Origin of the sequence: Pseudoalteromonas rubra (assembly GCF_005887095.1) — a bacterium.
Classification (GTDB): Bacteria; Pseudomonadota; Gammaproteobacteria; order Enterobacterales; family Alteromonadaceae; genus Pseudoalteromonas; species Pseudoalteromonas rubra_E.
In genome coordinates this window covers 130,888-153,088 of the sequence record NZ_PNCI01000035.1, presented here as the reverse complement: position 1 = coordinate 153,088, position 22,201 = coordinate 130,888, and the positions used below count along the sequence as shown (strand labels likewise).

General features: G+C 46.9%; 23 protein-coding genes. 8 read left to right on the top strand and 15 right to left on the bottom strand.

Annotated features, from left to right (window positions below; all coding sequences use genetic code 11):
• The first annotated feature begins 85 nt into the window (after positions 1 to 85).
• Positions 86 to 490: a helix-turn-helix domain-containing protein gene (locus tag CWB99_RS15195; protein WP_138549747.1), complete on the top strand. Its 405-nt coding sequence runs from the start codon at positions 86 to 88 to the stop codon at positions 488 to 490.
• A 90-nt stretch (positions 491 to 580) separates the two neighbouring features.
• Here the strand turns inward: CWB99_RS15195 and CWB99_RS24415 are convergent, their stop codons facing one another.
• Both CWB99_RS24415 and CWB99_RS15190 read right to left on the bottom strand, forming a co-directional pair.
• Complete coding sequence (locus CWB99_RS24415) at positions 581 to 751, bottom strand: hypothetical protein (protein WP_171047608.1); 171 nt, start codon at positions 749 to 751, stop codon at positions 581 to 583.
• A gap of 140 nt (positions 752 to 891) precedes the next feature.
• On the bottom strand, positions 892 to 1,305 hold the full coding sequence (locus tag CWB99_RS15190; protein WP_138549746.1) for a nucleotide triphosphate diphosphatase NUDT15: 414 nt from the start codon (positions 1,303 to 1,305) through the stop codon (positions 892 to 894).
• A gap of 171 nt (positions 1,306 to 1,476) precedes the next feature.
• Between CWB99_RS15190 and dsbB the strand changes: the two genes are divergently transcribed.
• Together dsbB and CWB99_RS15180 are read left to right on the top strand one after the other, a co-directional pair.
• Positions 1,477 to 1,989, top strand: coding sequence for a disulfide bond formation protein DsbB (dsbB, locus tag CWB99_RS15185; protein WP_138549745.1), 513 nt, complete (start codon positions 1,477 to 1,479; stop codon positions 1,987 to 1,989).
• Positions 1,990 to 1,996: 7 nt separating this feature from the next.
• Positions 1,997 to 2,299, top strand: a complete 303-nt coding sequence (locus tag CWB99_RS15180) for a hypothetical protein (RefSeq protein WP_138549744.1) — start codon at positions 1,997 to 1,999, stop codon at positions 2,297 to 2,299.
• A 46-nt stretch (positions 2,300 to 2,345) separates the two neighbouring features.
• On the opposite strand, the gene CWB99_RS24090 is transcribed toward CWB99_RS15180, so the two are convergent.
• Positions 2,346 to 2,504: a hypothetical protein gene (locus CWB99_RS24090; protein WP_171045360.1), complete on the bottom strand. Its 159-nt coding sequence runs from the start codon at positions 2,502 to 2,504 to the stop codon at positions 2,346 to 2,348.
• Between the two features lie 281 nt (positions 2,505 to 2,785).
• Between CWB99_RS24090 and CWB99_RS15175 the strand changes: the two genes are divergently transcribed.
• The gene (locus CWB99_RS15175; RefSeq protein ID WP_138549743.1) at positions 2,786 to 5,131 is read left to right on the top strand and encodes a TonB-dependent receptor; all 2,346 of its coding nucleotides are present in this window, start codon (positions 2,786 to 2,788) and stop codon (positions 5,129 to 5,131) included.
• A gap of 9 nt (positions 5,132 to 5,140) precedes the next feature.
• Positions 5,141 to 6,103 (top strand): hypothetical protein, encoded by a 963-nt coding sequence (locus CWB99_RS15170; RefSeq protein WP_138549742.1) that lies wholly within the window; start codon positions 5,141 to 5,143, stop codon positions 6,101 to 6,103.
• Between the two features lie 7 nt (positions 6,104 to 6,110).
• On the opposite strand, the gene CWB99_RS15165 is transcribed toward CWB99_RS15170, so the two are convergent.
• The gene (locus CWB99_RS15165) at positions 6,111 to 6,404 is read right to left on the bottom strand and encodes a ComEA family DNA-binding protein (protein WP_138549741.1); all 294 of its coding nucleotides are present in this window, start codon (positions 6,402 to 6,404) and stop codon (positions 6,111 to 6,113) included.
• A gap of 384 nt (positions 6,405 to 6,788) precedes the next feature.
• Here CWB99_RS15165 and CWB99_RS15160 point away from each other — a divergent pair, with 384 nt between their 5' ends.
• Entirely contained in the window at positions 6,789 to 7,100 is a 312-nt protein-coding gene (locus CWB99_RS15160) for a YebG family protein (protein WP_138549740.1), read from the top strand.
• Between the two features lie 75 nt (positions 7,101 to 7,175).
• On the opposite strand, the gene CWB99_RS15155 is transcribed toward CWB99_RS15160, so the two are convergent.
• The 4 genes from CWB99_RS15155 to CWB99_RS15140 form a co-directional block, all read right to left on the bottom strand.
• Positions 7,176 to 8,369, bottom strand: a complete 1,194-nt coding sequence (locus CWB99_RS15155; RefSeq protein ID WP_054014084.1) for an amino acid aminotransferase — start codon at positions 8,367 to 8,369, stop codon at positions 7,176 to 7,178.
• A 105-nt stretch (positions 8,370 to 8,474) separates the two neighbouring features.
• Positions 8,475 to 9,134, bottom strand: coding sequence for a GAF domain-containing protein (locus tag CWB99_RS15150; RefSeq protein WP_138549739.1), 660 nt, complete (start codon positions 9,132 to 9,134; stop codon positions 8,475 to 8,477).
• A gap of 114 nt (positions 9,135 to 9,248) precedes the next feature.
• Positions 9,249 to 10,895 (bottom strand): fused response regulator/phosphatase, encoded by a 1,647-nt coding sequence (locus CWB99_RS15145; protein ID WP_138549738.1) that lies wholly within the window; start codon positions 10,893 to 10,895, stop codon positions 9,249 to 9,251.
• An 18-nt stretch (positions 10,896 to 10,913) separates the two neighbouring features.
• On the bottom strand, positions 10,914 to 11,219 hold the full coding sequence (locus CWB99_RS15140; protein WP_054014087.1) for an STAS domain-containing protein: 306 nt from the start codon (positions 11,217 to 11,219) through the stop codon (positions 10,914 to 10,916).
• Between the two features lie 145 nt (positions 11,220 to 11,364).
• Between CWB99_RS15140 and CWB99_RS15135 the strand changes: the two genes are divergently transcribed.
• Entirely contained in the window at positions 11,365 to 11,694 is a 330-nt protein-coding gene (locus CWB99_RS15135; protein WP_138549737.1) for a stress response translation initiation inhibitor YciH, read from the top strand.
• Between the two features lie 47 nt (positions 11,695 to 11,741).
• Here CWB99_RS15135 and CWB99_RS15130 read toward each other — a convergent pair whose 3' ends face one another.
• On the bottom strand, positions 11,742 to 14,735 hold the full coding sequence (locus tag CWB99_RS15130) for a bifunctional diguanylate cyclase/phosphodiesterase (protein WP_138549736.1): 2,994 nt from the start codon (positions 14,733 to 14,735) through the stop codon (positions 11,742 to 11,744).
• Between the two features lie 315 nt (positions 14,736 to 15,050).
• On the opposite strand from CWB99_RS15130, the gene CWB99_RS15125 reads away from it, so the two are divergent.
• Complete coding sequence (locus CWB99_RS15125; protein WP_138549735.1) at positions 15,051 to 16,205, top strand: chorismate mutase; 1,155 nt, start codon at positions 15,051 to 15,053, stop codon at positions 16,203 to 16,205.
• Between the two features lie 41 nt (positions 16,206 to 16,246).
• Here the strand turns inward: CWB99_RS15125 and tyrA are convergent, their stop codons facing one another.
• The 6 genes from tyrA to CWB99_RS15095 form a co-directional block, all read right to left on the bottom strand.
• A complete protein-coding gene (tyrA, locus tag CWB99_RS15120) occupies positions 16,247 to 17,380 on the bottom strand; it encodes a bifunctional chorismate mutase/prephenate dehydrogenase (RefSeq protein ID WP_138549734.1) in 1,134 nt (377 codons plus the stop codon).
• 268 nt (positions 17,381 to 17,648) lie between these two features.
• Positions 17,649 to 18,008 (bottom strand): 50S ribosomal protein L19, encoded by a 360-nt coding sequence (gene rplS, locus CWB99_RS15115; RefSeq protein WP_054014092.1) that lies wholly within the window; start codon positions 18,006 to 18,008, stop codon positions 17,649 to 17,651.
• Between the two features lie 33 nt (positions 18,009 to 18,041).
• Positions 18,042 to 18,806, bottom strand: coding sequence for a tRNA (guanosine(37)-N1)-methyltransferase TrmD (gene trmD / locus CWB99_RS15110; protein ID WP_054014093.1), 765 nt, complete (start codon positions 18,804 to 18,806; stop codon positions 18,042 to 18,044).
• A complete protein-coding gene (gene rimM / locus CWB99_RS15105; protein ID WP_138549733.1) occupies positions 18,806 to 19,339 on the bottom strand; it encodes a ribosome maturation factor RimM in 534 nt (177 codons plus the stop codon). Before rimM ends, trmD begins: the two co-directional genes overlap by 1 nt.
• A 17-nt stretch (positions 19,340 to 19,356) precedes the next feature.
• On the bottom strand, positions 19,357 to 19,605 hold the full coding sequence (rpsP, locus tag CWB99_RS15100) for a 30S ribosomal protein S16 (protein ID WP_010382415.1): 249 nt from the start codon (positions 19,603 to 19,605) through the stop codon (positions 19,357 to 19,359).
• 276 nt (positions 19,606 to 19,881) lie between these two features.
• Positions 19,882 to 21,972, bottom strand: coding sequence for a TonB-dependent hemoglobin/transferrin/lactoferrin family receptor (locus tag CWB99_RS15095; protein ID WP_171045359.1), 2,091 nt, complete (start codon positions 21,970 to 21,972; stop codon positions 19,882 to 19,884).
• Positions 21,973 to 22,201 lie beyond the last annotated feature (229 nt).

Below are 22,201 nucleotides of genomic sequence, written 5' to 3'. Positions count from 1 at the left end.
CAAGTGATACAAACCATGCTACAACTTAAAGTCGACTTTAGGTCAAGACTCAATATTCAAATGAGTTCACATAAAAGAGAAACACATGGATATCGCAGATGTTGCCAGGGCCTCCGGGCTCAAACCTTCCACCCTCAGATACTATGAACAAAAAGGATTGATCCGCAGTGCCGGACGCCATGGGCTGCGCCGTTACTACGACACCACAGTGCTGGAGAGGTTAGCGCTGATCAACCTTGGACGCTATGTTGGTCTTTCGCTGGATGAAATTAGCCAAATGCTACTGCCAAACGGTGTAGACGTAGACCGGGCGCTGCTGCGCCAAAAAACCGCAGAGCTGGATAAGCAAATCGCGACGATGCAAGCCATCAGAGAAGGTCTTCACCATGCAGCGAATTGCCCGGCCCCTAACCACCTTGCCTGCCCAACCTTTCAGCGCCTGCTTAAGCTGGCAGGTAAACGCCTGAAACCACAACAGAGTAAGCTGTAACACCTTTGCAGAGGAGTCAAAATGCCAAGAAAAAGGTTTTCTCGCATTTACTATCAATAGGTTAGCCTAATAACACGCAGTAAGCTGGCATTAAAAATTGTCAATTCCGGTCAGATTAGGCAGCTGACAAAATATACCATGGTAGCGTTGTGACATTGCTGGCTCATAAAAGATGTCACCATGACACAACCCAGACACACTTTGCTCGACATTATCAGAGGCACCGCCTTGCTCGGCATATTGCTGATGAATATCACACAATGCGCAACGCTGCTCAGACTAAGGAGCTTAGACAAAGCAACCACAGCCTGGGAACAGAGAAAAGCAATAACCAGGCTAGTGATATTTACCATGATTACAGACATAAACCTTTGCGCTGTTGGCCTGCATTCTTACATACTCTATGCACGCTCTAAGCTGTCTGGATTATCACGTAACAGATTCTGCAATGACAAAAACAGCGGCTCAGGCAGTGCATCCGGAGAAAACCAGCGCCACTGAAGGCATTTGTTCGGCTCCAGCAACTGCGGTTCTCCATTCACGCACTCGCCCGTCACAAACAAGGTAATGTAGTGTTTGCCATCAGACTCAAATACATCATTGGTATAGTCAAGCCTGGTCACCTGAGTCAGCGCCAGGCCGGTTTCTTCTAATACTTCGCGGCGCGCACACTGCTCTATGCTTTCGCCCATTTCAAGGTGACCACCCGGTGTTGCCCAGGTATGAGCCCCGTGCGACCCAATACGCTCACCCAGTAAAATTTTTCCGTGGCGCTTAATCACCACGGCGACACCGACACGTACAACTGACTGCATTACTTTCTCTCTCACTTTTCGGTTGGCGTGAAGATACCACACTTTGTGCCCAAAACGCGTTGGTTGCGGAAACTTATATTCTGTTCAGCAGTCAAACCGCACGACTAAACTGAAACCAGTTGCCCGGACGCATCGACACAGCCATAATAGTGGGCAAAAAAAGGAGCACCTATGTTAAATAAACTTGCTGACTTTTCCCGCACCCGCCTTGCCTGGGGTGCACTGTTTTTCTCGGCATTCGTGCTTGAAGTAATCGCTTTGTATTTCCAATATGCGATGGGGCTGGAGCCTTGCATTATGTGTATTTACCAGCGCACTGCGGTACTGGGCATTGTTGCAGCTGGCCTGATCGGTCTGACATCACCGACTAGCCTGCCTGTGAGGCTCCTGGCCATGAGCTGTTGGGGCGTATCGGCCATTTGGGGCTGGCTGTTAGCAAAAGAACATATCGCTATGCAGACCACCACAGATCCGTTTGCGTTTACCTGTGACTTTGTACCTAACTTCCCAAGCTTTATGCCCTTACATGAGTGGCTGCCAGCCTTCTTCGCGGCAACCGGAGATTGTGGTAATATTGACTGGTTTTTTGCGGGTCTGTCGATGCCAGGCTGGATGGAAGTGATTTTTGCACTTTACAGTATCAGCTTTATCGCGTTTGCCGCCGTATTTGTTGTTAAAAGATGAGAAATAAATGGTTTTCAGACTGAGTAAACTAACCGAATTAGATGGCTTTGCACTGCGCGACAAGCAACGTATTAAGGCGTTGGCACTGGCGCAGTTACCCTCTTCGCAAAAGGTCCTGCTCAACATTGCCAAGCTGATGTTGCTCACTCCGCTGTTTATGGCGCTCGCGTTTATACACGGCTGGTTATTGTTACCCGTTTTACTCCTGTGTGGGCTGGCTTATCCACTACTGACCGTGCCGCTGGAGATCCAGTTTGCCAAGCCCTATCTGCGTCAGGCAATTGCAGAGTTTAACAAAGGTCAGGCATAAAAAAAGTGGTGCACAGCACCACTTCTCTACTCGTCAGTCATACAGATTAAGCGCGGCAATCCGGCCCTTTGCTTAACTCTTCACACCAGACCGTCCAGGGTTTAGTTGTATAGCCGCCGCCCACCTGCGGGGTGTTGGCCAGCGCCAGTTGTTGGTGTTGTTCACTAAGGCGTTTTAGTTTGTTGGTTTTTAATTGTAGTTTCATTACTTCGCTTCCTTCTTGGTTATTGTTTCAACACCATAAAATCACAAAGCTTTCGTTTGCTGCAAGCTCAAAAAACAGACAAATGTTACAAGATGATGCTGCTGACATATCCCTTTCACATTATTGCGATTTACTGACCCCCTTGGACCTTGAAGTCAGCAAACAATCAAACGAGCCGGTTTATTACTGCTATAATCAAGTGCAATGACCCACACGTTTGGGTCACCAGAGCTGCTTGTTCCTCCAGGGAGTTGGAATAAACGCCATCGTTTGGGTACTCAATGAAAAACAGACTCCCTTATATCGTAAGCTTCTGTGCACTGATTAGCGCCGCCCCGGGTGCTCACACGGCATCAGACAGTGACAATGATGTATTCGCGCTGTCTATTGACGAGCTAATGGAAGTGACCGTTGAGGCACGTAAAGTTAAAGAAAACGCACTGACCATTCCGGTTTCGATTTCTGTGATGTCGGAGCAATTTTTGCGTGAGCGCAATCTTAATACCCTGCTTGAGGCCGCTTATTTTATTCCTAATATAGATGTCACCACTGTGGGCGAAAACTCCGGCTGCACACACTGCGCGAACATTACAATCCGGGGGATCGGCCAGGTGGACCCTTTACCCACGGTCGACCCCAGTGTCGGCCTCTATCTCGATGGTGTCTATTACGCTCGTTCACCTGGCGGGATATTTGATCTGTATGATGTCCGTCAGATAGAAGTATTAAGAGGACCACAGGGCGCAATTTTCGGCAAAAACACCATAGGTGGTGCCATCACAATTTACACCCACGACCCCGCTCCTGACACATTTGCTGATGGAGAGGTCACTTTTGGCGCGTTTCAGCGCCGGGATGTGCGTTTGCGTGCCAACGTCGCATTGAACGAGTCGCTGACCAGTCGCTTCACCTTTACCCACCTCAACCGGGATGGTTTTGTCAAACGTGCCAATGGCGAATTTGAAGGAGGGCAAGACGAGTGGGCAGCCACCGCCAAGTTTCGCTACCAAATCAGCCCTAAGTTAACCGCCCAGTTGTCTTTGGATCAACGTCGGATCAATTCAGGGTCAGCGCCTTCGATACTCGCTGCCAAAAACGATCAGGCCGACTTGCTGGTGCTATACAATGATTTGGTTACCCAAAGTGGTATCACTGAGCCCTACCCAGCGTTGCAGATATTTGACGGTGCACACCAAAGCGCCTCTTTAGGCACAAACTTTAATACCCTGGATCAATCAGGCGCACAGCTTTCTGTCGAGTGGCAAACACCGCAAAACTGGCAGCTTAAATCTCTGACAGCCTATCGAGAGTTCTATGCGACATATGGTCGAGACTTCGATAACAATCCCGCAGTAATAGGCGATACTCAGGATTTTCAGCGTCAGTTTCAATTTAGTCAGGAGTTGCATATCAGCGGCAGTACCTTAGACGACCGGATGCAATGGTTAGTGGGCTTGTTCCATTTTGATGAATCCATTAAACACCTGACTGATCTGATATTCATCGGAGGTCTTTATCAGGCGCTGGAAAGTGTACCGGGCCCGCTGGATGGCTCACCACTCAGTAACCCCACCAGCATAGGTGGGCGGGGCAATCCACTTAACATTGGACTGGATATTGACAGTGGCTTCGACAACCAGGTCGAGATCCAAAGCACAGCGATTTTTACTCATGCTAAATACGCCTTAACACAACACTGGGCTTTCCACCTTGGTGGCAGACTGACATTTGAAGACAAAATGCAACAGGTCCAAAGTGACGCCGATAATGCCGGTGTAATCTTAATCGACAGAACATACCAAACCCAGGGACAAAAAAATGGCGGTCCCATCACTCGCAGCTGGCGGGTATTTTCGCCACAAGGCGGAGTAGAATATCATTTCGATGACAGACAATTCGTTTATCTGAGTGCCTCCCGGGGATTTAAATCTGGTGGCTTTAACGGCATTCCGAACTCGCCTACCTCAGCTCAGCCCTTTGACCCAGAATACCTCACAGCGTATGAACTGGGATATAAAGCCACACTGTTTGATGACACTTTGCAGCTCAGCCTGGCCGCATTTGATATGCAACATAAAGCCATGCAGCTGCGAGGTGGTCAGTCTACCGACGCTGGGCTTGAGATCTTCATCGACAACGTGGGCGAAACCAGTATTCAGGGCATTGAAGCCAGTTTCGAGGCACTCCCTGCTCGCGACTGGCATTTTTCAGGTAATCTGTCTTACACCGATGCACAATTTGACTCTGTCGGCACCGCCACACAAGTTACCACTGACAGTAAACTCATGCGTTCGCCTCGCTGGACTGCGGCAGTGGGAATGCGTTACCAGTGGTCGAATGCCAGTCTTAGTGCTCCGATTAAAATTGGTCTGGACTGGGCATTTCGTAGTAAAACCTATAACGATGTCTTTAACACAGAGCTTGGTGCACAGGGTAGCTTTGCTTTAGTCAATGCACGTATCAGCCATGCAGTCACTGAGCAGATGGAGGTTGCCCTGTTTGTTCGCAACCTTATGGATAAGCGCATACTCATTGGCGGGAATGACTTCACTGAAGTATTTGGTGTCGCAGAGCATTACCTGGCCCCGCCCAGAGAGTGGGGTCTGTCCCTGAGATACCAGTTTTAAAGACCGAATATGATGACAAATACTAACCCCCTTCTGTTTATCACAGTGATGCTCCTAAACATCAGCCTGTGCTCTACAGCAGCGGCTCAACTTCAGTTGCTCAGTGATGATCCATTAGATATCAAGATGGTGTTTTCTGATCAGCCGCTGGATATATCAACCGACTCCAATAACCTGGTTTTCGATTACATTGCGCAAAATTCACCGGGATTTATTCGTCCGTCTCTGTTGCTGGCACCGGGCACTCGTATTGATCAGTTACTGCAAAGTACCTTGCCTTTTTGTGCACTAAACCGGATCAAAACACAACGCAGAGCAAAACAGTATCTGTTCAGCTTACCGATACACCTATATCCCAGTCATCGGCTATATTTTTTGCCTTTAAACATTGAATTATCCCCTTTTCTCAATGCTCAGGGGCAGCTGACCGACCTCAATGCGTTATTAAAAGCCCACCCGAGAACCACTTTACTGACAGAAGCTCAACGCTCTTATGGAGATTATCTTGATGTGCAACTGGGCTATATAGACAAAGCACAATTGATCCGGCGCCCAGGCGGAGACAGTTACAAAGCCACTGTCACTATGTTCGAAAGAGGCAGAGCCAGTTTTATTCTTACCTATCCAACCACGATGCAACGCTATGCCAGCCAGTTGACACTCAATCAGGTGCATAGTCTGGAAATCGCCAACAACCCGCCGTTTGTACTCGGCCACATTGCATGCTCAGACACCCCAGAGTCCAGGCAGTTCCTTAAAACCGTCAATGAAGCACTGAGTCATTTGTACCAGCAAGAGGACTTTTTAGCGCTGCACCTGCGTTACTTACCAAACGCGGAAAGAGCTTATTTCAGGAAGCAAATCGAACAGCAGATAGCCAAAGCGCTGGGTAATTATCAGATGACACAAAATAATATCGACATTAAAAAAGAGCAGCCTGAGCCGCTCCTGGAGATGAACAAACAATATTGATCCCGTGCTAAAATGCAACCTTTCCTTTTAACTTCGCGAGCATGTTTACACCGATCCCGTTAACCCGTAAAAGCGCGTCCATATCCTGAAAATCACCCGCTTCTTCACGTGAGCGAACAATGGCTTCAGCCTTTTTCTGGCCAATGCCTGGTAAGCGTATCAACTCCTCAACGGTGGCACGGTTGACATTCACCACAGCATCAGCAACTTGCTGCGTCTGTGCAGGTGCTTGCTCTGGTTGAGCAATAACGGGAAGTGCAGCGGACAATGCCAATGTAGCTAAAAGTGTTTTGATATTCATAATTAGATCCCTCAAATTCAGATTCCATTTCTTTGTGCATGCACATCAATGTATATGCACAGTTAAAATAAAGTAAATTTCAGTAATTATGTCAAAATTATGTCTGCATTTTTCAGTTGCTTTTTTTTCATACAGAACCAAAAATAGAAACTCAGTTATTGGACAAACGCGAACCTTTTGCCAGCGGCCTGGTCGTAATATGGCTATAAAAGTTGATCAGCCCACGTTCTTCGAGCTCTGGTATTGATACCGACAGCTAAAGCATGTAATTGAAGAATGCCTAGGTACAGATGGGCAATACTCATGCATAATAGTGCTTTATCAGTTGTAATTATTAACGAGACAAGTTACTGTATATAAAAACAGTGTTCGTGGAGAGTGATCATGGCGGTTATCGTAAAGTATGTGGTAGAAAGAAATGGAGTAGAGCGTATGACATTTACCAGCAAAAAAGAGGCTGATGCTTATGATAAAATGCTGGATGTTGCAGAAGCGCTTGAAGGCATGTTAGAGAAAGTGGACGTTCCGCTTAGTGAGCAGCAAGTTGAATCGCTGGCACTTGAAATTGCCAAACAAAAAGACGACTTTATGGCTATTCTAAAAGGCACTAAGGTGCCGTCAAAGAAAGACAACGAAGAAAAGCCAGCCAATAAAAAAGGCGACGACGATAAGGTCACGGCAATCAAACAAGCCTGATACCAAATGATTTAATTAGGTCACAAAAAAAGCCAGTACCCTTACGGAATACTGGCTTTTTAAATTCAGTTGAATTTATTTAAGCACGGTCGCCACGGCATCTGCAAAGTAATCGATGTTGTCTTTGCTCACACCAGCAACGTTTACGCGGCTCGAACCGACAATGTAAATTGAATACTCTTCGCGTAGTCTGTCAATTTGTGCTTTATCTATACCAAGGAATGAGAACATACCATTTTGGCGCTCAATGAAAGAGAAATCCTGCGCTGTGCCTTTTGCATTCAGGTTGTCTTTGATCAAGCTGCGCAGACCGTTAATTCGATCACGCATTTCAGCCAGTTCCTGGTGCCATTCCTGAGTCAACTCCTCACTGCCCAGGATGGTATTCACAATGTCTGCACCATGTGCCGGTGGCATAGAGTAAATACTACGTACAACACTCAGTAACACTGAGTTAGACACATCCGCAACCGCAGCATCTTTAGCGATAAACGAACAGGCTCCAATACGCTCACGGTACAATCCAAAGTTCTTAGAACAGGAAGAACAGATCAACAGCTCATCAACGGTTGCAGCCAACAGACGGAGTCCCTGTGCATCTTCTTCCAGGCCGCTACCAAAACCTTGGTAGGCGATATCAATCAGTGGTGTGAAGCCCACTTCTTTGGCCAGCTCTGCAACTGTTTTCCATTGCTCTGCATTTAAATCCATACCACTTGGGTTATGACAACATGCGTGAAGCAGTACTACATCACCTTTCGGTACTTGCTTCAGTGCGTCTATCATTTCATCGAACAATAGCCCTTTGTTCTCATAGTCATAATATGGATACTCTTTAACTTGTAGGCCGGCTGCCTCAAACAAGCTAATATGGTTTGCCCAGGTAGGAGTTGTCACCCATACCGTAGCATTGGTATTACAACGCTTGATAAATTCAGCCGCAACGCGCAAAGCACCTGTGCCGCCCGGCGCCTGTGCTGTTCTGACACGATTTGCCAGCAATGCAGGGTGATCATTACCCAGTAGCAACTTTTCCATTTTGTCGCAGTAATCCAGGTTACCCGCTAAACCAATGTAAGATTTAGTTGTTTCATTTTCCAGACGAAACGCCTCAGCCTTTTTTACCGCCTTCAGAACCGGGGTATGACCCTGCTCATCTTTGTACACCCCAACCCCTAGGTCAATCTTATTTGGGTTAGTATCTTTTTTATAGGCGGCCATCAGGCCCAGGATTGGATCCGTCGGAAGTGGTTTTAGTTCTGAAAACATGGTTCTCTCTTTTCCTAATTAACGTAAACGAGGTTTTCTGGCTCGTTTGTCACGGGGTTAACTCTGGGCTCATATTAACATAAGTTGTAATGAAGACGAGCCTGCTTAACGTGGTAGATACTCAATCGCCCGAAGACAAGCGGCAACTAAAACTGCCAGCTTGTATTCATCAAAGCACTCTTGCTCAAAAGCTTCAGCATCTATGATCCCAAGGCACCGACCTTGCGCGTCTAATAAAGGCAAACACACCTCAGCCTGCACTTTTGGATCACAGGTATAATACTCTCCTCCATTGGCGACATAATCTGGAATGTTATTGATCACTCTCGCTTTTTCAGACAAGAAGGTTTGAATATTATTTGACGTTGCTGCAAAAGCGTCTGTAATCGGAAACAAAGGTCGACTTGGTGCACCATAGTAAGCCAGCTTCAGTAGCTGCTGTAAACCATCGGCCTCCCTGGCTTGATAAATGCCAAACCAGTCGACTCCAGTCGTAGTTTTAACGTACTCAGCAATAGCCTGTAACCGGGATAAATTGTGCTCACTTTCGTTATTTTGGCTGATATATTGCGCAAGTAAAAAGGGCGCTTCCTGTAAATGGCCAAAGAGACTACAACTGCCTCCCTCACCCAGTTCAGGGATCTGATACGACCATATTGCATCACTGTTTTGGTTTTCAATATACGCGTCCAGCTCCGCAAGCTGACCCGCGACAGTGCTTTCACTAATGGATAAATTACTATGAGATAGATAAGCAGAAATCATTTGGCCATCCAAACATCTAAATATCCATTGAATTTAACACGGAAGGCTGTGCTATGCCAGTGTGTTGTCGGAATATTTTATTTTAAGAAAGGCACATCGCAGACGAGTATGTTTTTAACGAAGTGAGTAAACCAGTTCAACCTCGTTACCGACTTGATTATATGTCACACTTTGCGCAATTTCAGACAGGAGTTCAACGCCCCTGCCATGTTCCTGTTGAGACTGGTGCTGTGCGGTCGTATTTTGATCAAATCCATTGCCAGAGTCACAGATATTAAAAATTAGACAATACTCTTCCGGGCTAAAACGCACATTAATAATGATCAAGGCATCTTTTAGGTTTTCCAGTGCATGCGCCCTTTGGTGATAATACTCTATAAAACCATCATCCTGATTCTTTAAATCAGATTCTAGCCCCAGCACACCATGGTCAAGCGAATTGTTATAGGCTTCCGACAACAGTAAAAAAACATTCGATCTGTGGGCATGAAGCCCTTCCACTTTAGACAGGATGTCAACCAACTCCAGTACAGGGTCAGTGTATCGCATTTGCTCTGCATTGAGTGAAATGCTGATATTAAAGGGCAAAGTGGAGTATTCTGGTGGTAATGCTTCTGTTGAGCGGTCAGGCAGACAGTTTATAATAGCAATGCTTAAATCATCTTGTTGCTCTTTATGACCACTGTACTCTCTTACCTGCTGGATAATATCCTTGGTTGAAATATCCACCTTGCAGCTCAATACATCGATCAGCCGTTGCTCACCAAATAACGTCCCATCTGGCGCCTCGCTTTCAATGATGCCATCCGTTGCCATGACAATGCGGGTACCCACATCAACTTCAAAGTGCAAGGTGTTACGCTCAAACTCGTCCTCGTCCAGGATCCCCAGTGACATGTGCTGAGACTCTATGGTCTTGAGCATCTGCCCGTCACTGTCTATCAGATAAATATCCGGAAACCCGCCAAGCCAGGCAGACACGTTTCTGCCTGAACTGCTAATTTCAACGATGGCTGCTGCACAGAACATATGCCCGGGCAATAAGGTGTTCAGTGAGCTGTTAAGTTCGGCTGCAATGTCATTCACCGCCATGCCTTTTTGCACCATAGTGTAAAATATTTTTGATGCGGGTAATGCGCCCACCGCAGCCGCCAAACCATGTCCCGTAAAGTCCCCAAGCAGGCAATAAAAGCCGCCTATGGGGCTTTTGGCCATTAAGAACATGTCGCCGTTAAACATGGACGCGGGTGACAGATGGTAATCACACAGGTCAGCAAAATCCTCCTGACCCGACAACGCATTACGAAATATATGTTCTACAATCTCGTGCTCACGTTCAATCTGGTTGTAATGATACTCAAGCTGTTTTTTTTGTTCATAAGCCTCTTTACTCAACTTTCTTGTTCGAGCGTGCGCCCGGATCTTGGCGGATAATATGATCCGGTCAAAGGGTTTATGAATGAAGTCATCGCCCCCAACATGGAGGCACTTTTCAAAGCTGGCTTGATCTTCTAAAGCGGTAATAAAGATGACGGGTAAGTAGACATCGCCTGCATGTTCTTTGATTTTGGGTGCAGTTTCAAAACCATCCATCACGGGCATCATGACGTCCAACAAAACGATATCAACATCATGGTCTTGCAACAAGTCCAAAGCTTCCTGCCCGTCATTAGCAACTAACACCTCGTAATGCTGGTGTTCGAGCATAGTTTGCAGTAATCGACAGTTGAGTGGCTGATCGTCTACAACCAAAATTAGCATGCACTAATCCCTAGTGGTTCAATCAATATCAAATTTTTTATCGAATCGTGAAATCTGTAAAATCTTTTTCAGCTGAGGTCTGCAATTGCTGATCTGTATGCTCGATACCGAATCACCTAAGGTTTTCTTCATATTGAGCAACATACCTAACGCTGAACTATCCATATAGTCTGTGTCACGCAAATCAACGACGACTTTCTCAGTTTGATTGCCTACTTCTGCATAGGCCTGACGAAAAGATTGGACCAAGTTAAAATCAAACTTTCCTTTGATTTGTATCGTTAAAGTTTTTCCGTCCGCTGAAGCATTTTTGCTCAGGCTCATCGCAAGCTCCTACTTTGGTTGAATTTTGGTATCCATGATGCTGTTTTAAATATAAACCGATAAGTGAAATTAGCCAAAAAATTATCTCTCTTCAAAACGCTTTTTGTTACCATGACGACATTCAGCCTCAAACAGGAGAGTCAAAATGTCAGAGAGTCGTTTAGTGTACTCAACCGAGTCTGGCCGCATAAAGCACACTGAATCCAAGCCAGAACCGCAAGCAAAATTGTTTAAAGATGGCGCGGTACGTATCGAGCGCCAAACCAAAGGTCGCAAGGGTAAGGGCGTCATGTTGGTTGTTGGCATTGACCCGGCAGAGCACGATATGAAAAAACTGGCGAAAACCTTAAAAAGTAAAATGGGCCAGGGCGGCGCACTCAAAGATAATGTAATAGAAATTCAGGGAGATGACAGAAATAAACTCAAAACCCTGCTCGAAGCACAAGGTTTCAAAGTTAAAATCGCTGGAGGCTGATTTCAGCATGGGGGCGAGCCTGACACCTTCTAGCTCGCCAAACTGGCTTAATGTGCCTGATTGCCCTGCCCTATACCGGGGTGTTGGCTTTGCATCAGAATTTCGTGTTCAGTTAAAGGCGCACTGTAATAGTACCCCTGCACGATAAAGCAGTTATTTCTTTGTAAAAACGCCACCTGCTCCTGCGTTTCCACGCCTTCAGCAATCACTTTCATACTTAACTTCTGTGCCATCGCTATGATGGCGGCCGTGATTTCCATGTCATTCGAGTCTTGTGGAATATCTTTGACAAATGAGCGGTCCACTTTTAGCACATCGACTGGAAAACGCTTCAGGTAGCTAAGCGAAGAATAACCCGTGCCAAAGTCATCAATAGACAAAGACACACCTAACTTTTTCATTTCCAGCAGCTGCTCTATTGCCGCCTCAACATCCCCCATCAACATACTTTCTGTGAGCTCAAGATGTAGCATATCGGGAGACAGGCCGGTTTCTTTCAACGTGGTTGAGATATACTCTATCAGCTCTGCATCTTTGAATTGCCGTGCCGACAGGTTGATAGAAATATCCGCAGTACGGCCACTGCGGCGTAATCTTGCAGAGAATTGACAGGCTTCTCGCAATACCCAGGCACCTAGTTCAACGATCATGCCGGTCGCTTCTGCGATAGGAATAAATTTGGTTGGCGCAATAAACCCTTTTTCAGGGTGATACCAGCGAACCAGTGCCTCATATCCCACCACTTGCTCAGTAATGCTGTCGATCTGGGGCTGATAACGTAAACTGAACTGGCCCTCTTTGATTGCCTGGCGGAGCTCATTCTCAATATATAAACGTTCGTTGGCTGCCGCGTCTAACTCCTGAGAATAAAAGTGGAAAGTATTTCTTCCCTTTGCTTTTGCTTCGTACATGGCAAGGTCAGCATGTTTAAGTAGCTGCTCTTCTTCTTTACTGTCGAAAGGGGCCAGTGTGATACCAATACTGGCACTAACAATAACCTCATTGTTGCCAAGTCGGATTGGCTTAGCCAGTGTCCGTTGAATGGTGTGGGCCACATCCATGGCATTTTCTCGACTTTCTATGCCACTGAGGAGCACAGCAAACTCATCACCGCCAAGGCGTGCTATCGTATCTTCAGCACGCAGCCGCTGTTTCAAGCGATCGGCCACCTCAACCAACAATCGGTCCCCGGCATCGTGACCCAAAGTATCATTGATACGCTTAAACTCATCGAGGTCGAAATAAAACAATGCAAAAGCATAGTGCCCGCGCTCAGCCAGTGCCATCGACTTGCGTAATTGCATACGGAAAAAAGTACGGTTTGCCAGCCCAGTCAGGGTGTCAAAATAGGCCAGCTCTTCCATCTTGCGCTGGCTTTCTTTAACAAACGAGATATCTTGCGCCGATGCCACATAGCTGGATATTCTGCCGCTTTCCTCGCGGATAGGAGATATGCTCAGGCTCACCCAGATCTGCGCATCAGAGACACCTTGTAACAGCGTGTCCCCGCGCCAATAATTGCGGCTACGCAGGTCAAAATCGATGTCGTCAACGATAATCGCCATTTCGTTAGAGACTATTCCAAGCAAGGGCGCGCCGATAAAATGCGCTTCATTAAAGCCGGTCATCTCTAGCATTTTGGGATTAACGTACTCTATCTTAAACCTGTCATTGGTGATCAGTACTCCAGTACCAGAAAACTCCACGGCTTTACCCAGGCGATTCGCTTGTTTCTGGGCAGACTCTCGCTCTGATACCCGAGTATTCAGTCCCTGGATAAGCTTGCGGGTTTCGCCGCTCATATCATTAATAGACGCGTTCAGCACGCCTAACTCATCGCTGGCATCCGGCAATTCTGGGTGATCAAGTTGGCCTTTCCCAAACGAAACCAGCGCATTCACTGATTGATTGATACGTTTTAAAATCAGGTGATAGATAACCTGATGGAGCAGTAAGGAAACAAAAAGCCCGTACAGAATAAACAGACCAGAGAATTTCCATTTAAGATTATTGAGTGCAAACAGGACAGTATCACGTTTTTTGTAATAGCCAACATACCAGTCCAGCTCCGTCAGATGGACCACATTGGCGAGATAAGATTCCTGTTTATAGCCAAACTCGCTTTGCAGGCTAGGTAAGTTGACCCGTAGCGTGCTGTCTATCATCTCCTGAAACGCTGGCGGTAATGACGATTTATCAGCTAGTTCATTATTATGCGCAACAATCCCCATATTAGGTGCGGATAAAACTCTTCCCTGCTTATCAAACACAATATAACTGAGGGTGTCAGATGCCTCAGGAAGGCGTCTTAGCAGCACATCTAGCTCCAAATCGCTGCCAGTATAGCCCTGATATATGTCATCCACATACAGAGGAACGAGCACGCTGACCACCCACTTGCTCCAGACTTCATCGAAGTGGATCCCAGACCAAAGTGCCTGACGAGTCGGGTTCAGCTCTTCTCTCAACAGTGGTAAAGCATGGATGCTAAAATGATTGCCTCCTTTACCATCAACCAACAAAGAGTTTGGCGGCGATATCCGAACAAAGTCGTCGGTGGTATAGAGGTAAAAGTTAAAAAAGTCCTGCAGGAGTAAAGGAGATAGTGAATTCCAGACATACTCAGATTCGCTGAGCAATGCCTGACTTTGTGCGTTCAAATTTTTCGCTGGCAGGTAAGCCGCCGAAATACCGTTAGCTGCAATACTGTTAATCCGATCGTCAGTTCGATTTACTTGAACCTGAGGATTTGATTCGTGCTGTTCATGCTGACCCGAAAAGAGTGTTCTGCCGACAACCATATTGGCTTGCTGGGCCAATTTTTTCTTCAGCGTTAAGAATTCGGAAAAATGTGTTAGCGTTTGCTCACTTTTTTGCTTTAACTCATGAAATTCTTCATACACAAGTTGCTTTTCTTCGGTTTTCAACATCAAAGCGGCGGCGATGACGCCGGCAATCAAACAAACGGCTGCCGTTAACACCGGGAGTTTGACACTGAGTGAGTTAAAACCAAAGCGAGACACAGGTCGTCGATAGCCCACGATAAACCTTTTAGCGAGTTGTCGTTTTTCAAGAGTATATGGGCAGAATATACCAGATCACGGAGAACCTCGCCAAACACTTTGCCAGATATGTCTTAATTCAGGCTTGTATAGTTAAAATGATCTGTGCTAATAATAGGGGTAATTAGATTAAGAACCACATTTTAGACAGATTTATGACATTAACGACACGCAACTACTTTTTCTTTTTTAGCTTCTTTAGGTGAAGAGGCTTAACTGTTTGCGTGTAAAAATCAGATAGCTAAGCCTCCCACACCGGGAGGTTTTTTTTTGGCAAAATGGGAGTGAGGACCTATGACACAAGATACTTTGGATGCGCTGCGTAAGGACATCAACGAAATTGATTCTGAGCTATTGATCCTGCTGGCAAAACGTCGCAGACTGAGCCACAGCGTACTGGAATACAAGATCACCAACAACAAACCTATCAGGGATGAAGCCCGCGAGCTGGCACTGCTGGAAAAACTCATCAGTTACGGCAAATCGCTGGGGCTGGACCCATTTTATATCAACAATGTTTTTCAGGTGATCCTGGAAGACTCTGTATTGAATCAGCAAGCACTCCTTCAGAAGAGCCTGAACCCGGAGTCTCTGAGTGATACTCATAAAGTTGCTTATCTGGGTGGACAAGGCTCTTATAGTCAGCTTGCCTGTCACAAGTATTTCAGCCGTCGCCCCGGTACACTGGTTGAGCTGGGATGTCAGACGTTCTCGGACATTACCCAGTCTGTTGAAAAAGGCCAGGCTGACTACGGTATACTGCCGATTGAAAATACCAGCTCAGGAAGTATCAATGAAGTCTTTGATTTACTTCAGCATGCCCAGGTTTCAATTATTGGTGAGGTAACACACAGTGTTGAACACTGTTTGCTGGCACAAGAAGGCACCACTCTCAAAGACATCAATAAAATTTTCGCCCATCACCAACCCTTCGCACAGTGCAGCCGCTTCCTGGAAGGACTGGGCGACCTGATACAAGAAACTTGCGACTCTACGTCCAGCGCACTGAAACTGGCCGCAGACACGCCAAACAGTGCCGCAATTGGCTCCGCACAAGCTGGCAAAGGGTTCGGCCTGGAAGTACTTAAAAATGGTCTGGCTAATCAAGCAGAAAATCACAGTCGCTTTATTGTCGTTGCGCGCCAGCCACTGCAAGTGTCGACCCAGATCCCAACCAAAACCAGCCTGATCATGGCAACGAAGCAAAAGGTCGGATCTCTTGCCGACGCCCTGATGGTGTTCAAAGAGCACAATATTAATATGACCAAACTGGAATCGCGCCCGGTGCCAGGTAACCCCTGGGAAGAAGTGTTTTATGTTGACCTGCAGGCTAATGTCGCGGATAAACAAGTACAAAGCGCCCTCGAATCCCTGAAGGAGCATACCCAGTATGTGCGTATCCTGGGCTGCTACCAAAGTGAATCTCTGCAGGCAGTAGAAGTCGTGTAAGCACAGGGAGCGAGGATAACCTCGCTCAGCTTCAGTATAAACTAGGAAATGACCTTAGCGTCGTTGGCCTTATTGAGCAGACCCCGGCTTTGACGTAAAAAGGTTTGTGCACTGTCCGAGAAGTAATTCTTTGCTTCATCAAAGGCGGCCATCAGTGCCGCTTTGTCGCCCGACTGCAAACGACCCAGCGTCTGTTCAAAGGTATCCTGGTAGCTTGCCAGCAACCCTTCCACTTCTTCAAACTGTGCCAGCATAATATCAGTGTAAAGCTCACCAGACTGCGCAAACAGACGACCAACCATCATTAGCTCAAGCTGATAAATCGGTGATGAACACCCTTTTAGCTCTTCCAGCGTGTGGCACTGACGGGCCAGAAACTGGCCATAAACAAATGTCGTGAGGTGGCGCATAACCTGAATGATCTGCATAGCCTGGTCGTGCTTTTTAGCAGCCATATTGGCCAAATGACACCCCCAGATCTTGAGCTGCTCAAGCAACCCCTGATACGCCTCACTGTTGCGCCCGTCACACACCACCACAGTCTGCTTTACCCAATGCGAAATATCTGGCCCAAACATTGGGTGCAACCCCACCACAGGTCCGGGATGCTTTTTCATCATCGCTTGCAGGGGCGCTTGTTTAACGGAGGTAATATCTGCCAGTACGCAATCGTCAGGAAGGGGTGGTAACTCACTGATCACTTGCTCCAGCGCATTAATGGGCACACTCAACAGCACCAATTTTGCATCCGAGAGGATCGCGGCCTGATCTGCTTGCTGTGCTTTATCCAAAATACGCACTTCATACCCTGAGCGCTCCAACTGGCGGGTAAACAATTGGCCCATGGCGCCTGCGCCACCAACAATCACCACGGGTGACAACTGAGGAGCCGCGCAAGCCAGCTCACTTTGCTGATTCTCATAGGCTTCGCGCATCATTCGGCGTAATATATCTTCAACGAGGTCCGGGTTGACTCCCTTTCGATCTGCTTGCGCTCGCCTTGCCTCAATCAGGTCCGCCTCCCTTTGCGGTACGTGCAGCGGTGCCCCGGTGACTTGCTTGATTTTTCCAACCTGCTCAGTGAGATCTCGACGTTGTGCCAGCAGGTCAACCAACGCACTGTCGCAGGCGTCAATTTTCTCCCGGAGCAAAGTTAGTTCAGATGTTTGACTCATTCCCATACTGTAAACTATCATTTACTTTAGTAAACCAAAAGGTACACCAGTCTAATGCCAACTCGCTTAGATTAGCAAGCTCTTTTACCGCGATTAAATCTCATCATAGTTCACACAAAAGCAGGTTCATCATTGAATTAAAGCGGATCAATATTAAAAGCCGTAGACATCTAGGTAGGCAATTGAAGAAGTCAGGTAATTGTGGCCTAAAACCAAAACGGGCCACTCAAAGAGTGGCCCGTTTTTAAGCATTGGTAAATACGACGTATTAGTTAAGTTTTTCTTTAATACGTGCAGACTTACCAGAACGCTCACGCAGATAGTAAAGTTTCGCGCGGCGAACTGCACCACGACGCTTCACTGCAATGCTGCTAACAAGAGGGCTGTGCGTTTGGAATACACGCTCTACACCTTCACCGTTCGAGATTTTACGAACTGTGAATGCAGAGTGAAGACCACGATTACGCTTAGCGATTACAACACCTTCAAAGGCCTGTAGACGCTCTTTCTCGCCTTCTTTAACGCGAACCTGAACAACTACTGTGTCACCAGCGCCGAAAGCAGGTACGTCTTGCTTAAGCTGTTCAGCTTCAAGCTCTTTAATAATATTTTGGTTTACTTTTGCCATTTTATTTCTCACATTCCTAGGAGTAACTGTCTTCTAGCCACAAGCTTCATGTTCTTGCTGAAATTCAGCAAGCAAACGTGCTTGCTCCTCAGTCAGAGCTAGGTTACGCAACAAGTCTGGACGGCGTAACCAAGTTCTTCCCAGTGACTGCTTTAAGCGCCACTCGGCTATCGCTTGGTGGTTTCCGCTGAGTAATACAGCAGGCACCTGTTTTCCATCCAACGTTTCTGGCCGAGTATAGTGTGGACAATCTAACAAGCCGTCTGAGAACGAATCTTGCTCTGCAGACTGGTTGTGTCCTAACACACCAGGCACCAATCGCGCGACTGCGTCGATCAATGTCATGGCGGGCAGTTCACCCCCACTTAAAATAAAATCCCCGATGGACCACTCTTCGTCGACATACGACTCGATGATCCGCTCGTCTATACCTTCGTAGCGACCAGCGACTAAAATCAACTTTTCGGATTGAGCCAGTTCGGCTGCACCTTGTTGATCTAACTTCCGCCCTTGTGGAGACATGTAAATTACTTTAGCGCCTTCACCTGCTGCCTGTTTGGCATCAAGGATGGCTTGTTTAAGAGGCTCGACCATCATCAGCATGCCCGGACCACCGCCATAAGGACGATCATCAACGGTTCTGTGCTTATCCAGTGCATAGTCTCTCGGATTCCAGCAGTGAAAGTCGATCAAACCGTTTTTCACGGCCCGACCGGTCACACCTTGCTGAGTTACCGCGTCAAACATTTCAGGAAAGAGTGAGATCACCCCAACCCATAGTTTTTGCTGTTCACTCATTAAAACGCCGGATCCCAGTCTACAGTAATTTCTCGTTCTTCGTGTTTAACCTCAATCACAACAGAGTCTGTCAGGAAGGGGATTAAACGTTCAGACTGGCCAAATGCATCTTTTTTGTTTGCTTTCACAACCAAAACGTCATTTGATCCTGTCTCCATCAAGTCATCAACATGACCCAGGTTATACCCTTTTGTCGTAACGACTGTCATACCGATGAGATCTCGCCAATAAAACTCCCCTTCTGGTAATTCAGGGAGCTGCTCTACATCTACCGAGATTTCCGCGTTGGTCAGTGCCATTGCTTCGTCTCTGTCGTTGATGTTCGCAAACTTAGCGATAAAGCCTTTGCTGTGACGACGCCAGTCGCTCACTTCAAAGGTTTGCCATTTACCTTGTTGACCTATCAACCATGGGCTGAAATCGAAGATCCCTTGGGGATCATCAGTAAATGAATGCACCTTAAGCCAACCTTTGATGCCATAAGGAGCACCAAGTTTACCAACAACGATTGTCGAGGTTTTTTCTTGACTCATGGTTACACTTACGCCTATTAAGCCGCTTTACGAGCGTCTTTAACCAGTTTAGCTACGCGATCAGAAAGACCAGCGCCTTGACCTACCCAGTGATCAACACGGGCAAGGTCCAGACGAAGCTTTTCTTCTTGACCAGCAGCGATTGGGTTAAAGAAACCTACTTTCTCGATGAAACGACCGTCACGCGAGAAACGGCTATCCGCAACCACGATTTGATAGAATGGACGCTTTTTAGCGCCGCCACGTTGCAAACGAATAGTTACCATACCGTCCTCTACATAGATTGACTGTTTTCATTAATAAGATTTGCTTCCCACTTTGGGAAGCTGGGGAATTGTACGTCTTTTTTCACGCATTGCAAGTGGGAAATCCATTTTATTACCAAATGATGAAGACGCAGGGTAATTGCCGGTGGTGACACCTGAATTGAGTGAGTGCCATAGCTGATTTGGGTCAGATCCCTCTGACCACCAAGTTTATATATAGAAGGGCCTCAAAACAGACCCCCTTCTATATGAATACCGAAGCCTAAACAATACTCACTAAAAGGTGAACTTTACCTTGGCTGCCAGGTAGCGCCCGGGCATCGTATACTGAGATAAGCTGATATCGGCAGCGTTGCCCGCAACCCGTTCATAGTTGACGTATTCCTTATCCAGCAGGTTGAAGATACCCATATTGAGTTGCCAGTCTTGCCACTGATAATCCGCGAATACATCGACCGTGGCCCACCCCGCGGTTTCTATCGCTGTCTCAGCAGGCACTTTGTCCATTCTACTGGCTGCGCGTAAAGCCGTTGTGACCGACCAATGCTCAGACTCATAGCGCGCTTTGATAAAGCCATTGAGCGGGCTCAGCGACTCTATGTAGTCATCGGTCTGTGAATTCTTACCATGCAGGTAGGTCAGGCCACTATCTAAGGCAATCTGATCGTTGAACCACAGGGTCATATTGGCTTCAACCCCTTTGATCTTGACTTCCTCAAGGTTGTGATATTGATAGACCTGTTTACTGACATTGGGTATGAAGGTCGGTTCAGTGCGAACCAGTTGATTAGCAATAAAGTCATCAAAGGTCGAATGGAATACGGCAAGGGAGAACTGACTACTATCAAAACTGCCTTTTAAGCCGAGCTCAATGCTGTCACTGTATTCCGGATCAAGATCTGAATTGGGGATGATCTGGTAGAAAGGCTCAACACCGTGGCTCTGATAAGCCTGATCGTGGGGCGGGATCTTAAAACCACGCGCATACTGACCAACCAGGCTCAGGCCATCCGAAATTCTGTACACCACACCCAGTTTAGGTGACAGCGCTGTTTCATCAATTTTCTCAATTGCATCACTGGTATACAGTGCATCCCGCTTCGGGTCCATCTGATAGCTGTCCAGTCGCAAACCCGCATTCACAGTCAAAATATTGGGCAGCAGCGTTACATTATCCTGGACAAATAGTCCGATCAGCGTTGTATCCGCCCCGGGGAACGCTTTTTGTGCCTCATTGTCTTTGACCAAACTGCCCTGCAGGTCACGTCGTGATTTATAACGTGGCCGCTCGGTGTCATACATGTCGAAATCAACCCCATACACGAGTTGGTGTGCGACATCTCCGACATTTAACTGCTTGTCGAGTACCAAACGAGTACCGACAATTTGCTGCTCAAAGCGATAATCATTGTTGTCTACGTAGGATCCTGAGCGGTCAGCCCCCGTGCGGATCTGATTGCTTTGCTGCTCGTAATCACTGAAGTATACCTGTGCTTCCAGGCTATCGTATAGCGCGGTTACTGCACTGCTTTTATATAGAACAGATACAGACAAGCTATCGTTCACTTCATCAGTCTCGTGACTCTGAGCGACCAGCACCTGATCTGTTTTTTGGGTATAATAATCCAAACTGGCTACCAGGCTGGACTGCGCATCCAGAGTCAGCTCACCTTTAAGCACTGCAGCTGTGGAGGTATAGTCATATTCTGGTAAAGTTTCGTCGAAATTCTGTGTCTGGCTCCCCTCTCGGCGAGTTAACTGGATCGACGCAGCATGTTCGCCAAGACGCTTTGCAAACACGCCACTGAGACTTTGCTCGTCACTGGCACCATGATAACCAGCACTGAGATGTGCATAGCTGGGGGCATCCGCCAGGTAATCAGAAGGTGATTTTGTGGATATCACGACGATACCGCCGAGCGCATCAGAGCCATAGAGTGAAGAAGCGGCACCTTTGGCTATTTCAATTTGCCTGATGCCTTCAATATCCAAATAGCCACGGCCAATTAACAGGCCCTGTCCACCTTCATAGGCATCGTTTAAACGTTTACCATCTTTGATATAGACCACCCGGTTACCACCAATTCCGCGCACTGTGATGGCCTGCGCATTTCCTGCACTGCCCTGTGCGGTAATACCCGTTTGATAGCGAAACGCCGAAGCCAGGTCGATACTGACTTCCTCCTCCAGCGCTTGCTCAGTCACAACACTGACGCTCCCAGTCACATCCGACAACTTTTGTTCAACCCGCGAACCACTGACCACAAGGACCTCTGCCGACTTTTCGAATTCATCGGCCTTTAAATCGGTCGTACCAAGGAGTGCCGTCACTACGCCAAGCGCAATACTGCTGTGCTTAAGAGTCATTTGAAACCTCATTCAGGAATTAAACAGAACTATTTTGCTGTGCACTATAATGTCCCTTAAACGTATTTGCAAATGATAATGGTTTTCATTTTTATATTTATGTAGATTTAAGTGGTTTTATTCAGTAGAATCGGCATCTGACAAGGCAATCCCCCTCTATTTCTGCGTGGCAGATGAATTAAAAAATTGTGACGAAAGGTACAGGGGAACTAAAAACCATTGTGTTAAA

Excerpts from the sequence above, each read along its gene's own strand:
- CWB99_RS15195 (WP_138549747.1), top strand. The coding sequence starts at position 86 with ATGGATATCGCAGATGTTGCCAGGGCCTCCGGGCTCAAACCTTCCACC.
- CWB99_RS15190 (WP_138549746.1), bottom strand. The coding sequence starts at position 1,305 with ATGCAGTCAGTTGTACGTGTCGGTGTCGCCGTGGTGATTAAGCGCCAC.
- dsbB (WP_138549745.1), top strand. The coding sequence starts at position 1,477 with ATGTTAAATAAACTTGCTGACTTTTCCCGCACCCGCCTTGCCTGGGGT.
- CWB99_RS15180 (WP_138549744.1), top strand. The coding sequence starts at position 1,997 with ATGGTTTTCAGACTGAGTAAACTAACCGAATTAGATGGCTTTGCACTG.
- CWB99_RS24090 (WP_171045360.1), bottom strand. The coding sequence starts at position 2,504 with ATGAAACTACAATTAAAAACCAACAAACTAAAACGCCTTAGTGAACAA.
- CWB99_RS15175 (WP_138549743.1), top strand. The coding sequence starts at position 2,786 with ATGAAAAACAGACTCCCTTATATCGTAAGCTTCTGTGCACTGATTAGC.
- CWB99_RS15170 (WP_138549742.1), top strand. The coding sequence starts at position 5,141 with ATGATGACAAATACTAACCCCCTTCTGTTTATCACAGTGATGCTCCTA.
- CWB99_RS15165 (WP_138549741.1), bottom strand. The coding sequence starts at position 6,404 with ATGAATATCAAAACACTTTTAGCTACATTGGCATTGTCCGCTGCACTT.
- CWB99_RS15160 (WP_138549740.1), top strand. The coding sequence starts at position 6,789 with ATGGCGGTTATCGTAAAGTATGTGGTAGAAAGAAATGGAGTAGAGCGT.
- CWB99_RS15155 (WP_054014084.1), bottom strand. The coding sequence starts at position 8,369 with ATGTTTTCAGAACTAAAACCACTTCCGACGGATCCAATCCTGGGCCTG.
- CWB99_RS15150 (WP_138549739.1), bottom strand. The coding sequence starts at position 9,134 with ATGATTTCTGCTTATCTATCTCATAGTAATTTATCCATTAGTGAAAGC.
- CWB99_RS15145 (WP_138549738.1), bottom strand. The coding sequence starts at position 10,895 with ATGCTAATTTTGGTTGTAGACGATCAGCCACTCAACTGTCGATTACTG.
- CWB99_RS15140 (WP_054014087.1), bottom strand. The coding sequence starts at position 11,219 with ATGAGCCTGAGCAAAAATGCTTCAGCGGACGGAAAAACTTTAACGATA.
- CWB99_RS15135 (WP_138549737.1), top strand. The coding sequence starts at position 11,365 with ATGTCAGAGAGTCGTTTAGTGTACTCAACCGAGTCTGGCCGCATAAAG.
- CWB99_RS15125 (WP_138549735.1), top strand. The coding sequence starts at position 15,051 with ATGACACAAGATACTTTGGATGCGCTGCGTAAGGACATCAACGAAATT.
- tyrA (WP_138549734.1), bottom strand. The coding sequence starts at position 17,380 with ATGAGTCAAACATCTGAACTAACTTTGCTCCGGGAGAAAATTGACGCC.
- rplS (WP_054014092.1), bottom strand. The coding sequence starts at position 18,008 with ATGGCAAAAGTAAACCAAAATATTATTAAAGAGCTTGAAGCTGAACAG.
- trmD (WP_054014093.1), bottom strand. The coding sequence starts at position 18,806 with ATGAGTGAACAGCAAAAACTATGGGTTGGGGTGATCTCACTCTTTCCT.
- rimM (WP_138549733.1), bottom strand. The coding sequence starts at position 19,339 with ATGAGTCAAGAAAAAACCTCGACAATCGTTGTTGGTAAACTTGGTGCT.
- rpsP (WP_010382415.1), bottom strand. The coding sequence starts at position 19,605 with ATGGTAACTATTCGTTTGCAACGTGGCGGCGCTAAAAAGCGTCCATTC.
- CWB99_RS15095 (WP_171045359.1), bottom strand. The coding sequence starts at position 21,972 with ATGACTCTTAAGCACAGCAGTATTGCGCTTGGCGTAGTGACGGCACTC.